This is a genomic window from Paenibacillus sp. FSL K6-1330 (assembly GCF_037976825.1).
In the GTDB taxonomy this organism is placed as follows: Bacteria; Bacillota; Bacilli; order Paenibacillales; family Paenibacillaceae; genus Paenibacillus_AQ.
Genome location: NZ_CP150269.1, coordinates 5,362,852 through 5,376,209, shown reverse-complemented (window position 1 = coordinate 5,376,209; position 13,358 = coordinate 5,362,852). Strand labels below are relative to the sequence as shown.

13 protein-coding genes are annotated in these 13,358 nt (G+C 50.6%); 6 read left to right on the top strand and 7 right to left on the bottom strand.

Annotation, left to right across the window (positions count from 1 at the left end; translation table 11 throughout):
• The 3 genes from NYE54_RS24490 to taeA all read left to right on the top strand — a co-directional run bounded on the left by NYE54_RS24490 (nt 1) and on the right by taeA (nt 3,475).
• Nucleotides 1–624, top strand: coding sequence for a fumarylacetoacetate hydrolase family protein (locus tag NYE54_RS24490; protein ID WP_339266842.1), 624 nt, complete (start codon nt 1–3; stop codon nt 622–624).
• 32 nt (nt 625–656) lie between these two features.
• The gene (locus NYE54_RS24485) at nt 657–1,463 is read left to right on the top strand and encodes a DUF92 domain-containing protein (protein ID WP_339266840.1); all 807 of its coding nucleotides are present in this window, start codon (nt 657–659) and stop codon (nt 1,461–1,463) included.
• Between the two features lie 65 nt (nt 1,464–1,528).
• Nucleotides 1,529–3,475 carry an ABC-F type ribosomal protection protein TaeA gene (taeA, locus tag NYE54_RS24480; protein ID WP_339266838.1) on the top strand — a complete coding sequence of 649 codons (1,947 nt, stop codon included), beginning with the start codon at nt 1,529–1,531 and terminating at the stop codon, nt 3,473–3,475.
• Nucleotides 3,476–3,659: 184 nt separating this feature from the next.
• Here taeA and NYE54_RS24475 read toward each other — a convergent pair whose 3' ends face one another.
• The 5 genes from NYE54_RS24475 to NYE54_RS24455 form a co-directional block, all read right to left on the bottom strand.
• On the bottom strand, nt 3,660–4,694 hold the full coding sequence (locus NYE54_RS24475) for a M42 family metallopeptidase (protein WP_076325720.1): 1,035 nt from the start codon (nt 4,692–4,694) through the stop codon (nt 3,660–3,662).
• A 39-nt stretch (nt 4,695–4,733) separates the two neighbouring features.
• A complete protein-coding gene (locus NYE54_RS24470; protein WP_076325721.1) occupies nt 4,734–5,063 on the bottom strand; it encodes a lipopolysaccharide assembly protein LapA domain-containing protein in 330 nt (109 codons plus the stop codon).
• A gap of 109 nt (nt 5,064–5,172) precedes the next feature.
• A complete protein-coding gene (gene pepF / locus NYE54_RS24465) occupies nt 5,173–6,963 on the bottom strand; it encodes an oligoendopeptidase F (RefSeq protein WP_076325722.1) in 1,791 nt (596 codons plus the stop codon).
• Between the two features lie 199 nt (nt 6,964–7,162).
• The gene (locus NYE54_RS24460) at nt 7,163–7,345 is read right to left on the bottom strand and encodes a hypothetical protein (RefSeq protein ID WP_076325723.1); all 183 of its coding nucleotides are present in this window, start codon (nt 7,343–7,345) and stop codon (nt 7,163–7,165) included.
• Between the two features lie 3 nt (nt 7,346–7,348).
• A complete protein-coding gene (locus tag NYE54_RS24455; RefSeq protein WP_076325724.1) occupies nt 7,349–7,582 on the bottom strand; it encodes a hypothetical protein in 234 nt (77 codons plus the stop codon).
• 195 nt (nt 7,583–7,777) lie between these two features.
• Here NYE54_RS24455 and NYE54_RS24450 point away from each other — a divergent pair, with 195 nt between their 5' ends.
• Complete coding sequence (locus NYE54_RS24450; RefSeq protein WP_006211711.1) at nt 7,778–7,975, top strand: cold shock domain-containing protein; 198 nt, start codon at nt 7,778–7,780, stop codon at nt 7,973–7,975.
• A 194-nt stretch (nt 7,976–8,169) separates the two neighbouring features.
• Here NYE54_RS24450 and NYE54_RS24445 read toward each other — a convergent pair whose 3' ends face one another.
• Nucleotides 8,170–9,360 (bottom strand): MFS transporter, encoded by a 1,191-nt coding sequence (locus tag NYE54_RS24445; RefSeq protein ID WP_076325725.1) that lies wholly within the window; start codon nt 9,358–9,360, stop codon nt 8,170–8,172.
• Nucleotides 9,361–9,603: 243 nt separating this feature from the next.
• Between NYE54_RS24445 and NYE54_RS24440 the strand changes: the two genes are divergently transcribed.
• Together NYE54_RS24440 and pfkA are read left to right on the top strand one after the other, a co-directional pair.
• On the top strand, nt 9,604–10,683 hold the full coding sequence (locus tag NYE54_RS24440; RefSeq protein WP_076325726.1) for a tetraprenyl-beta-curcumene synthase family protein: 1,080 nt from the start codon (nt 9,604–9,606) through the stop codon (nt 10,681–10,683).
• A 25-nt stretch (nt 10,684–10,708) separates the two neighbouring features.
• Nucleotides 10,709–11,680 carry a 6-phosphofructokinase gene (pfkA, locus tag NYE54_RS24435; RefSeq protein ID WP_076325727.1) on the top strand — a complete coding sequence of 324 codons (972 nt, stop codon included), beginning with the start codon at nt 10,709–10,711 and terminating at the stop codon, nt 11,678–11,680.
• Nucleotides 11,681–11,788: 108 nt separating this feature from the next.
• Here pfkA and NYE54_RS24430 read toward each other — a convergent pair whose 3' ends face one another.
• Complete coding sequence (locus NYE54_RS24430) at nt 11,789–13,165, bottom strand: MATE family efflux transporter (RefSeq protein ID WP_339266832.1); 1,377 nt, start codon at nt 13,163–13,165, stop codon at nt 11,789–11,791.
• Nucleotides 13,166–13,358 lie beyond the last annotated feature (193 nt).

Here is a 13,358-nt window from a genome sequence, read left to right as displayed (position 1 = left end):
ATGTGTGCCTTAGTGAATAACGTTTACTGTGTAGGTCGTAATTATCAATTGCATGCGGCGGAGCTCGGCAATGCCGTACCGGAAGAGCCGATGATTTTTCTTAAACCCTCGCATGCCGTCGTTCCGCTGGATGGCAGCGTGCTGAAGCTGCCGATGGACCGCGGCAGTCTTCATTTTGAAGGTGAGTTTGTTATACAGCTCGCAGAGGATTACGCGCCAGGCAAAAGTGTTGACGAGCTTGTAAAAACGATGGCTCTTGGCATCGACTTCACGCTGCGTGATGTACAGTCGGTCATTAAGGAGAAGGGACATCCTTGGACTGCGGCAAAAGCGTTTAAATCTTCCGCACCGCTTACGCCATCCATAGCGTTTCCCGGAACCGCGAAGCTGGCGGATATTGATTTTATCGTAAGGAAGAACGGCGAAGAGGTACAGCGCGGGAATGTGAAGGATATGATCTTCTCCCTTCAGCGCATCATCGATTACATCGGCGAACATTATGGCCTTGGTCAAGGTGATTTAATCTTTACGGGTACACCGGCTGGCGTAGGTCCGACGGAATCCGGTGACGTATTCGAATTGTTCTGGGGAGATGTCCGTCTGGGCCGCTGCGAAATCGGGTAATCTGATATGCTTTATCATGGGAGGGGTCACAGATGGATTGGCTGATCGGAGCGGCAGGTGCCCTTATCGTGGCAGGAGCCGCATACAGGAAACGATCGCTATCGGAATCCGGAGCCGCGGCCGCTATTCTGATGGGTACCATATATTACGGAGCAGGGAACGTGTTTTGGTTCGGAACCCTGCTTCTTTTTTTCATAACGTCTACACTTCTCTCCCGGTACGGGAAACAGCGGAAGGCCGACCTGGAGAAATCCTATGCCAAGACAGGCCGACGGGATGCAGGCCAGGTATTCGCCAATGGCGGCATCGGTATGGTGCTGTGTCTGATAAACGCATGGTTCCCGTCCGATCTGTGGGTATTCCTGTTTATAGGTGTTATGGCTACCGTAACAGCGGATACCTGGGCCACGGAGTTAGGCAGCCTTAGCCGGAAGCCTCCGCGTTCCGTTCTGAACGGCAAGGTACTGACCGCCGGCGAATCCGGCGGCGTCTCCTGGGTCGGCTCCACGGCTGCAGCGGTAGGGAGCATACTGATTGGGGCAGGCGGATGGTTACTTGCTGGATGGAGCGGCATGGATGCAGAGATATGGCCGTATGTCCTGGCAGCCCTTGCGGGCGGATTGGTTGGGGCTTTTGCCGATTCGTACCTCGGAGCGACTTTACAGGTGATGTATCGGTGCCGTGCGTGCGGCAAATCAGTGGAAGTATCTCAACACTGCGGCCAAGATACGGTGCGCATGCGCGGATATGCTTGGATGTCCAACGATGCAGTTAATCTGGTCAGTTCACTTCTCGGCGGCGCGGCAGCTTATGGGATTGCAGTGCTGATTGCGTTATAATGTATCCATCTTACCGATGAAACAACGCTCAACGAAATCTATAGATGTAAGTAGGGATCATAACAATGAATATTTTGACCGTCGAACAGGTAACAAAAAGCTATGGAGATAAAATTTTGTTTCAAGATGCGTCCTTCGGAATGGAGGATCAGGATAAAGTCGGCATTATCGGTGTTAACGGCACGGGGAAATCCACGTTTATGCGCGTCATCGCAGGGCTCGAGCCGCCCGACTCCGGTAAAATATCGATGGGCAATCGCATCCGGGTGCGTTACCTGGCACAGAACCCGGAGTTTGATCCGGACAAAACCGTCCTCCAGCAGGTGTTTGAGGGCGATCTTCCGGAGATGAAGGCGGTGCGGGAGTACACCGAAACGATGGAGCTGCTGGAGCTGCATCCGAGTCATGAGGAGCTGCAGCAGAAACTGCTGAAGCTCAATCAGACGCTGGATACACTGCAGGCGTGGCAGCTTGAAAGCGATGCGAAAACCATCCTGTCCAAGCTGGGGATTCGGAATTATGAAGCGAAGATGGGTACGCTGTCGGGCGGCCAGCGTAAGCGAGTGGCATTAGCCGCCGCTTTGATTCAGCCTTCCGATTTGCTCATTTTGGACGAGCCGACAAACCATATTGATAATGAATCCGTCGCTTGGCTGGAGCAGTATTTGCAGAAGCGCCGCGGTGCGCTGCTCATGATTACGCATGACCGGTATTTTCTGGACCGGGTGGCGAATGTCATGCTGGAGCTGGATCATGGACGGTTGTTCCGATATGAGGCGAATTACAGCCGTTTTCTGGAGCTGAAGGCAGAACGCGAGGAGCGCGAGGCTGCTTCCGAACAAAAGCGTCAGAATTTGCTGCGGAGCGAGCTTGCCTGGATTCGCAGAGGTGCCAAGGCCCGTACGACCAAGCAGAAGGCGAGAATTGAGCGCTTTGAGAAACTCAAGGATCAGGAAATGTTGCACAGCTCTGGTGAGCTTGACGTCTCAGTCGCTTCCACCCGCTTGGGACGCAAAATTCTGGAGATCGAAGGTCTCCGGAAGAAGATCGACGACAAAACGTTAATTCAGGACCTTTCCTACATCGCAGTTCCCGAAGATCGAATTGGCATCGTAGGCCCCAACGGCAGCGGCAAATCCACGCTGCTCAATCTGATTGCCGGGCTGATTCAGCCAGATGGCGGGGAAGTCGTGCTGGGACCGACGGTCAAGCTCGGTTATTTCACGCAGGAGCATCAGGAGATGGATGGTAGTCAGCGCGTGATTGAGTATATCAAGGATGAAGCAGAGGTTATCCGCACGGCGGACGGCTCGGCGATTACCGCGGCCCAGATGCTGGAGCGGTTCCTGTTCCCGCCCGCGCTGCAGTGGACGCCGATTGCGAAGCTGTCCGGAGGAGAGAAGCGACGGTTGTATCTGCTTCGGGTGCTGATGAGCGCACCGAATGTGCTGCTGCTGGATGAACCGACGAATGATTTGGACATCCAGACATTGTCCGTCTTGGAGCAGTATTTGGATGAGTTTCCGGGCGTCTGTATCGTGGTATCCCATGATCGCTTTTTCCTGGATCGAACGGTAGACAAGATTATGGCGTTTGAGGGCAACGGAGAGATTCGTGTCCATGTCGGCTCTTACAGCGAATATGCGGAATGGATGCAGCGCCATGGTGGTGAAGCTGCCGCGAGTAAAATGGAAGCATCCAGTTCCAAGTCTGCCTCGGGGAGCAATGATCGCACGGATAGCGATTCAGCTAAAGAAGCACCGCGAGAGCGTTTGAAATTTAGTTACAAAGAACAGCGGGAGTATGAGCAGATTGACGGCCTAATTGAAGCAGCAGAGAGCAAGCTGGCATCCATTCAATCGGAGATGGAGACCGCCGGCAGCGATGCAGCCAGGCTTCAGGAGCTGATGAAGGCTCAAGAGGAAACGGAACGTGAGCTGGAGCATCTGATGGAACGCTGGACCTATCTAAACGAGCTCGCGGAGAAGATTGAACAGAGCAAGAAATCGTAATGATTCTAAGCGATCCATATCAATAACAAAGGGGCGTCCCCAGGCATAATGCCTTGGCGGGACGCCCCTTTGTTAGATCGAGGTTTCAGCGAAGCTGAACAATTGTGATATTCGTAAGAACAACATCCTCTAAACGTGGACGGTCCTCTATAAAAGTACGTAAATAGACGTGTTTATGAATGATTTACCTGACGTAGGCTGCCAGCAGCTTAACGGTGTTAAGAACGGCTTGTTTATGTGTTCTTTCCATGGCATGGGATGCATGAACGCCGGGACCGATCAGCGCGGCCTTGATGTTGCTGCCCGCGGAAAGCGCCGCAGAAGCGTCAGAGCCGTAATGAGGGTAGACATCCACCGCATAAGCAATGCCTTCGCTCTCGGCCAGCTGGATCAAACGGCTGGTCATGTCATAGTCATAGGGACCGGATGAATCCTTCGCGCAGATGGATACATCGGTTTCCTTGCAGCTCAGGTCATCCCCGATGCAGCCCATATCAACCGCAATCATTTCATTGATGTCGGCAGGAATGTAGGCTGCGCCATGTCCCACTTCTTCATAGTTCGAGATGAGAAGCTTCACATTGTGTTTAGGTTTCCAGTTATCCCGCTTCATGCTTTCGAGCAAGCCGAAGAGGGCGGCAACGCTGGCTTTGTCATCCAGATGGCGCGATTTGATGTACCCGCTTGGTGTAATGACCGGACGAGCATCAAAGGAAACAAAATCGCCAACCCCAATGCCGAGTTTCTTCACATCATCGGCTGACTCCACCAGCTCGTCGATCCGGACCTCCATATGGGCTTCCTGGCGCTTGAAATCACGAGCATCGCTGTACACGTGAACGGAAGGATGCGTGGACAGGATGGTGCCTGTATATTTCTTGCCGCTGCGCGTGTGGATGATACAGTATTCATTCTCAATGCTGTTCATCATGTATCCGCCAACGGAGGTAAGCCGGAGTGTGCCCTCTGATTTCACGGCACGAACCATCGCGCCAAGCGTGTCCACATGGGCGCTCAGTCCAACTGTACGGCTGCCGTCTTGTCCAGGAACGGACAGGATGGCACCGCCTTTTTCATTCCATTCCAGCGAGACATTCAGCGAAGCGGCTTCTTGTTCGATCCGCTTCATAATGTCTTGGGTATATCCGGTAGGGCTCGGTGTATCGAGCAGTTCTTTTAGCAGGTCCAGCACATAAGTTTCATTCGGTTGTATCGACACGAATTGTTAAGCCTCCTTGTTTCAAACGAACCGCCCTCCCTATTCAGCAGCGGGGGCGTCCTTCTCTTCTTTCTTGCTTTCCTCTTCGGCAGCTTGTACTTCAGGGGTGTATCCCGTTACTTCACGGATATGTATAAGTTGCTCCGCTAACGAACGGATTTCCTTCTGCATTTGATATTGACGGTAAATGCCGAACGTGCCGACAATCAGTCCCCCGATCAGTGAGCACCCGATAATCAGCAGAATCAGCGGTACATTGACTGTGCCGAATAACAGATTCACTTCAACCGGATTGACGTTGATGACGGCGAATACAGCCGTAATCAGGGCAAATAATAAGGCTGCGATTAGCGACCATTGAATTTTCATGGGGAACACCTCCTTCCTCCAAACAGTATAAAATCCCTTGCCTGTAAAGGGCAAGGGATTTTATTCCACTGGTCAATTTAAGAATCGCTCATCCTGCTATAGAGGCTGTTTATTTCGTCAATTGCTCCATTTGGCTGATGATGTCTTCAAACACGCTCATCGCCTCACGAATCGGCTCTGGTGAGGACATATCCACGCCGGCCTTCTTGAGAATGTTAATGGAGTAATCGCTGCCGCCGCTCTTCAGGAAGCCGAGGTAGCGGTCAACGGCAGGCTGGCCTTCTTCAAGGATTTGCTTGGAGAAGCTGGTCGCAGCCGAGAAGCCAGTGGCGTATTTGTACACATAGAAGCTGTTGTAGAAATGAGGAATCCGTGCCCATTCCATGCCGATCTCCTTATCCACCTGCATGCCCTTGCCGTGATATTTCACGTTCAGCTCATAGTAGATGTCGGATAGGTCTTGAGGAGTCAGGGATTCGCCGCTCTCCGCGCGTTCGTGCACAATCTTCTCGAACTCGGCAAACATCGTTTGACGGAATACCGTGGTCCGGAATTGATCGGCATAGTAGGTGAGCAGGTACATTTTTTGCTTCGGATCTTTGGCGTTTTTCAGCAAGTAATCCATCAACAACGCTTCGTTCGTAGTGGATGCCACTTCAGCCAGGAAGATGGTGTACTGGGCATCACGGTATTTCAGGGCGTTGTCGGAATAGTAAGAGTGAAGCGCATGACCCATCTCATGAGCAAGGGTAAACATGCTGTTCAGGTTATCTTTATGATTCAGCAGCACATAAGGATGGGTGCCGTAAGCGCCCCAGCTGTATGCGCCAGTCCGTTTGTTCTCATTCTCATATACATCGATCCAGCCGTTGTCATATCCGGCTTGCAGGCTGCTGAGATAATCTTCACCAAGCGGCGTAAGGCCTTCCTTGGTCATTTGTTTTGCTTCTTCGTAAGTGATGTCCCACTTGTACTCTTCTACGAGCGGTGCGAACAAATCGTACATGTGAAGTTCATCCACGCCCAGCAGCTTCTTGCGGAGCTCCATGTACCGGTGGAGGAGCGGCAGGCTCTCGTGAATGGTGTCGATCAGGTTGGTGTAGACTTCCTTCGGAATGTTATCGCCATAGAGCGCCATTTCCAGTACGGAAGGGTACTTGCGTACGCGGGAATAGAACATATTTTTGTTTACATTGGCATTCAGCGTAGCCGCAATCGTGTTTTTCTGCTTGCCATAGGTTTCGTACACGGCTTTGAAAGCACGCTCACGAACTTCGCGGTTCGGGCTCTCCAAGAATTGAATATAGTTGCCGTGCGTGAGCTCGACTTCCTTGCCGTCCTCGTTTTTGATTTTCGGGAATTTCATATCCGCATTGTTAAGCATACCGAAAATGGTCTGCGGCGCAGAGGAGAGGTTGCCGACTTGAGCCAGCAGCGCTTCTTCGGTCTTGGACAGAACATGCGCTTTCTCCCGTTTCATCTCGGACAGCGTAAATTTGAATTCCTTGAGGGAAGGGTCTTCAATGAGTTTGTCAAGCTCCGCTTCGGACAAGGACAGAATTTCCGGCGTGATGAAAGAGAGGGCTTCTCCGGCTTCGACATTCAATTTTTTGGCTTTGGCAGATAGCGCCTGATATGTAGGGTTTGCTGTATCCTCATCATGATGCATATGAGCATAAACATATAAACGTTCGGCATGATATGAGATTTCGTCTTCAAGCTCGAAGCATTCCTTGATGGAAGCCGCGTTGGTTAACTTGCCTTGATAATCGGCTGTGCGTTTCAGAAGATTCTTCAGCTCCGCAAAGCTCGCATCCCATGCCTTCTGGTCAGCGAATAAATCTTCAAGCTTCCATTGATGCTCTTTAGGGACATCAGCGCGTTTTAACAATTGTTCCATGGAAATCCTCCTTGAATGATATGTATTAGTTGGAGTCCGGGTTCCTTCAGATAAGACTTCGTTGCGGGTAGTTAGAGCGATCAGGCAGATTGCAATTGTCATGCTGAGCACCTTGGCGCCTCTCATGGCATAATACCTCCTCGAATTGAAGCATCCGAGCGATAGTATGCCGCGTACCCGCCAATTTCATCCTATAAATTTACGAGGAACCTGGATTCAAGAAACTGTATACAATAAGGTAAAAGGCAAACAAGATGAAGGCGACGGCAATCAGGGCCATCCCCTTCCTCAGTCTTGGCGGTATCTTATCCCGGTACATGATCATGACGGCACCGAGACTGAACGCGAGAATAATGAAGATGACAATATTTGTATAATCCATGCTCTACACCTGCTTAAAAGCAGCCATCATTTCTCTCCACTCATCTTCCCGGCCTTCAAAATCTGCTTTGGGGAAACGGTTTTGAGCCCAGTGCATCAAGGCTGGCCGACTCATAAAGGTATGGGTCTCTTCGCCCCACTGGTCAGAAATCTCGCGTAGAACGATGTACCGGCCCTGAACTTCAACCGTCATCATGTTCCACTTGTCTTTTTTGTATATTTCATGTTTTTTGATCATATGCATTCTCCGTTTGCTACTTAGGCTTTTGGGTAAATGATAACGCACTCGTGGGCGTAAAAGCAAATAATCTTCTGTTAAATAGTGGTTCAAAAAAAGCCTCTTAGGGCGAATTGACGGATTGCATTGTCAGAAAACATGGGATATAATATGGATATTCGCCATAGATGGCGGTATTTTTAGGAGGTTGTTCATTTGAAAGGTACAGTTAAATGGTTTAACGCAGAAAAAGGTTACGGCTTCATTTCCGTTGAAGGTGGCGAGGATGTATTCGTACACTTCTCCGCAATTCAAGAAGAAGGCTTCAAGAGTTTGGAAGAAGGTCAAGCGGTTGAGTTCGACATCACTGAAGGTAACCGTGGTCCTCAAGCAGCCAACGTAACAAAACTGTAAGTTAGCTCCCAATACGGAGATCTTATAGAATTACCAAGGCATGAAGCACAGTTCTCGGTTTTGAGAACTGTGCTTTTTTGTATTCTGATGGGTCAAGCCAGTGTCATTAGAAAGCAAAGGCAAGTACGGATGATTTTTGGTCCGTACTTGCCTTTATTGTTTTGGAGCAAGCGAGGGATATCCAAGCGGATCCTCTAAGCGCTGATTCCGCCGACATTCATATCCTCCGGCTTGGCAAAGAGGTGCCGGTAAAGAAACCCGAGACCAGCGATTAAGGCCAGGAGGGCTGCAAGCTGGTAGAAGGCCGGTCTTCCTGCCGCTTCGAACAGCAAACCGCCGAAGGCTCCGCTGAGAAGTCCTGAAACGCTTGACCAGAAGATAATGAATAGAGCCATGCCGGTCGCGCGGTACTGCCAAGGAATGATCCTTGTAATATAACGCACGGCGGTTACATAGAACACGCCGAAAGTAATGCTGTGAAGCGACTGAACCGCGAGCACGGACAACGGATCAGCTGCCAGGGCCATGAGCAGGAAACGGAGCGCAAACATTAGGCTTGCAAAGGTCAGCAGCGGCAGCTCCTTTATCTTGTCGCCATACTTGCTCAGCAGGAAGAAAATCGGGATCTCGCTGCCAGCCGAGACCATTAAGGACCAGCCGATGAGTCCTTCGCCCGCACCGAGCTCGGATAAGGTAAGCGTAAGAAAGGCTTCATTCATACGGTGGGCGATGGCAAGGCAGAACGTGCAGCCGAAGAACCACAATATTTCTTTGGAACGCAATATTTTGAGGAGGGCTCCCAGCTCAACAGGCTCTGACTTGACAGCAACTCCGTCGCGGAGAAGAAACGAGCAGAGCAGTGTGAACACGCCGATTCCAATGCCGATCGCCAGTGTGGCCGATGCGCCTGCAGCACCGATGGCATATCCAATGGCAAGCGCGAAGAACGCATAGCCGAGTGAGCCGAATACGCGAATGACGGTAAAGCTGCGTCCGTACCTCTGTGCCGTTTGGATGGCCATCGTATCCGCCAGGGGATAGACCGGATAGTAGAAAAAATAAAACAGACTGATCGTGAACAATACAACGCCGAAGCTTGCAACCTGCCACAACACAAGCATCGTGACGAGCTGTCCGATAATCAGAATGTTCATAATACGTTTGATAGTCTGGTATTTGTCGCTGGTGTAACTCCAAATCATATTGGAGAACATGGATATAAGCGGGCCGATGGCATACAGATAACCGATCTGCGCGCTGCTGAAGCCGATTTCTTTGAAATATAGCGGGAAATAGGAAATGACGAGGGCTGTCGTGCCAAAAATCGTAAACATAAAGGCGCGCAGCCAATTCTGATCCGGTCTGGGCGTAGCGGGAAGTTTCATGCTGGGGATCTCCGTTCTTTTCATGAGCCCGTATAGATAACGCTATTTATGAGGTTCATGGTCTGTTATTCAGCTCCGACTAGTATATAACATATCGCATAATGGAGATAGATGGATTATAGGACGCGTCCAACTACCGTACGCCGTCAATGATTTGTGTTATTTGTGCAAAATGAACGATCATATTATAATAGGTTTGATTTGGATAGGTATAAAAAGACAACCATGTGGAGGCAGAGTTCATTGAATAATCAAGAGCTAAGCCGCAAAGTTCCGCGCAGTCCGGTTGGGCTGATGAGCCGGGTGTATAAATTCATACTTCCGGAAGTGCGGATCGAATTGGAGAAGTGGCGCCGGGAGGCTGAGCAAATTCCGGATGAGGAGCTACGAAAGCAGGCACTGGCCAGTATAGATAACAAAAGATTTCACTGCCAGGGCGGAGCGGTGTATGCCGCAGCCAATTTGCCGGAGAAGCATATTCTCATTCCATTGATTGTAGCTTACCAGACAATTAGCGATTATCTCGATAATTTATGTGACCGTAGTACTTCGCTGGATCCAGCGGATTTCAGACAGCTCCATCAGTCGATGTTGGATGCCGTTACGCCTGAGACTGAGCCGGCCGATTATTACGCTCTCCGGACCGAAAGGGAGGATGGAGGTTACCTTCTCCGTCTTGTGCAGAAATGCCGGGATTGCATCGGTCAATTATCAGGATATGAAGCGGCAAAGCCCTACATAAGGGATTTGGCTGGGCTGTATACCGATTTGCAGGTACACAAGCACATCCATCCGGATAAGAGAGAAGCAGCATTGCTTGAATGGTGGTCCCAGCATGCTCATCGGACACCGCATCTGCGGTGGAACGAGTTTGCGGCTGCAACGGGATCAACCTTGGGTGTGTTCATGCTATTCTTGGCTGCAACTGATCCGTTTCTGGATGACGAGGATGCATCGTCCATTCATGCGTCTTATTTTCCGAATGTATGCAGTCTCCACATTATGCTGGATTATCTTATTGATCAAGACGAAGACAGGCTGGGTGGCGATCTGAACTTTTGTAATTATTACGAAGATGCCGATACGATGCTGAACCGTATAGCTTCCATAGTTGAGTGGGCCCGGAAGGATGTCAGAACAATTCCCTCGACCCCTTTTCATCGTATGATCATTGAGGGGTTACTGGCGTTATATTTATCCGATCCAAAAGTCAGCGAGCAGCAGCTGGTTCGCTCCGTATCCAAACGTTTGATGAAGAAGAGTCCGATGACCCGGATCTTTTTCTACGTCAACAGCCGATGGATTCGTAAGCATAAAGCATGAGTGACATTGAAGGAGGAAACGAAACATGGCAGAGGTTAAAAAAATTGCAGTTCTTACAAGTGGTGGCGATTCCCAAGGGATGAACGCAGCGCTTCGCGCCGTTGTACGCAGCGGTATGTATTATGGTCTTGAAGTATATGGGATTCAGCGCGGTTACCAAGGACTTCTCGAGAACGATATTATTAAAATGGATCTTCGCAGCGTAGGGGATATCATCCAGCGTGGAGGCACAATCCTTCGTTCCGCCCGCTGTGAAGAATTCAAGACGGCGGAAGGGCAGCAGAAGGGTGCCGACATTCTGAATCAGCATGGCATCGACGGATTGGTCGTTATTGGAGGAGACGGCTCTTACCATGGGGCGAACAAGCTCAGTAAACTCGGAATCAAAACGATGGGCCTTCCAGGAACGATTGATAACGATATTTCATTTACCGATTATACGATCGGCTTTGATACAGCCGTTAGCGTCGTTGTAGACGCCGTTAATAAACTGCGCGACACAATGTCTTCCCATGCTCGCTCGTCCGTTGTAGAGGTTATGGGACGCCACTGCGGCGACATTGCGCTCCATGCAGGTCTTGCATCAGGCGCAGAAACCATTCTGGTGCCGGAAGTAGAATATAACCTTGATGAAGTGGCAACCCGCTTGCGCGAGAATTTTGCAAAAGGTAAACGCCACAGTATCATCATCGTAGCGGAAGGCGTTGGACGCGGCGAGGACATCGTATGTGATCTTAAAGAGTGCCATGCCTCAATCGATGCACGAGTAACGGTGCTTGGACATATCCAGCGCGGTGGAGCTCCGACTCCGTTTGACCGCAACCTGGCCAGCCGTCTTGGCGATTTTGCGGTTCGCAGTCTGATTGACGGCCAATCCGATAAAGGATGCGGCATCATCAAGGGCGAGCTGGTCCTCACGGATATTGACAAGGTCGTTAACACGAAGAAAGAATTTAACCGTGAGCTTTACGATTTGGCATTGCGATTGTCCCAATAAATTAGGCTGCTGCCTAATTTTTGATGATAAGCAAAAAGACCGTCTCTCATTGCAGAACGCATTCTGCATGGAGGCGGTCTTTTTTTAAGAAGGTACGTCGATAGACGTTTAGGATACGGGTCGAGATGAAGCATCTACCTGTCGTGTGTACTTGCGTTGAACTTTGACCAGACGCATAAGCATCAGGGCAGCGCCGACGGCAAGGCCTGTGATTAATCCGATCCAGTAGCCGAAGGCTTCCCAATCGGTGTAGTTGGCGAGCACATATCCTACAGGCAGGCCAATGACCCAGAAAGACAGAAAAGCGAGCATGAAAGCGACATTCACGTCTTTATAGCCTCGCAGCGCCCCTTGAGTCGGCGTGGCGATCGCGTCCGAGATCTGGAAGAAAATCGCGAACAGCAGGAACTGCTGGATCAGCGCGACGACTGCAGGCTCGTTAGAATATAATCCGGCGACCTGTCTGCCGGCCATAAATAGGATGACCGCCGTGATCAGCGATAGGATAACGGCTGTGCTAATGCCAAGTTTAGCGTACTTCCAGGCATCTTTCATGCGTCCAGAGCCGGCCTCGAAGCCAACCAGGATCGTCAGACTCATGCATATGCTTAATGGAAGCATATACAGTGTCGTAGCGAAATTCAGGGCCGCTTGATGTGCGGCAATGGTCGCCGTATCAAAGCTGCTCATAAGCAGCGTCACCGCTGCGAAGACGGCGGTCTCGAGGAAGATGGAGAACCCGATCGGCACGCCGATGTTTAACAGGCTTTTCCATGCGCTCAAGGAAACACCTTGAAGCTGCCTGAAGATGCTGAATGAAGAGAAGGGCTGATTTTTATGGATGATTACGATCGCGATGATGAGAACGGTCCAGTATGTAATCGCGGAAGCGATGCCGGCACCTACGCCTCCCATTCTTGGAAAGCCCCAGAATCCATAAATGAAGAGAGCGTTCAAGCCTACGTTCACCGGCAGGGTAATCAGCGTGATCACCATAGAAATTTTAGTTTGCCCAAGGGCATCAATAAAGCTGCGGAGCACGGTATATGCGAACAGCGGGATGATGCCAATCGATATGGCGGCGAGAAACTGGGAAGCAATCCGCCGAACTTCCGGCTCCAGGCTCATGGCTCCGAGAATGCCCGGTACAACGGCATACCCGATCGCAAGTACGACGATGGCGAGTAAGATGGACAGCCAGAGCGCCTGGTTCACTTGGTAAGCGACTTTATTTTCCTGTCGCCCGCCAACGAGCTGCGAAACGATGGGGGTTATCCCCATTAGAATTCCGCTAAGGCCGGTTTGGACCGGGATCCAAATGCTTGTAGCGATAGCTACGCCTGCCAAGTCGGCCGAGCTGAATTTTCCGGACATGTTGGTGTCAAAAAAAGTAATGGCCGATAAAGCTAGCTGCGTAATCAGAATGGGGATCAGAATGATCGCGAATTGCTTCAGCTTTCCCCGTGTTGTTGTGGTCGGTTGCATGTGCGTTTGTGCCTTTCTTATTGTAGTTTTTATGACGCTGTCCCCATACTGTAGGGTCCTGCTAAGGCTGGGAACAATAACTGGCTTATTGAGCGGCAAGCCAGAACTCAACCAGCGGTTGAATTGGAGTACGTCAATTTCAAAGATTGGGGGGGAAACCAGCCCTATCCATCATCATAGCATCTGCTGTCAA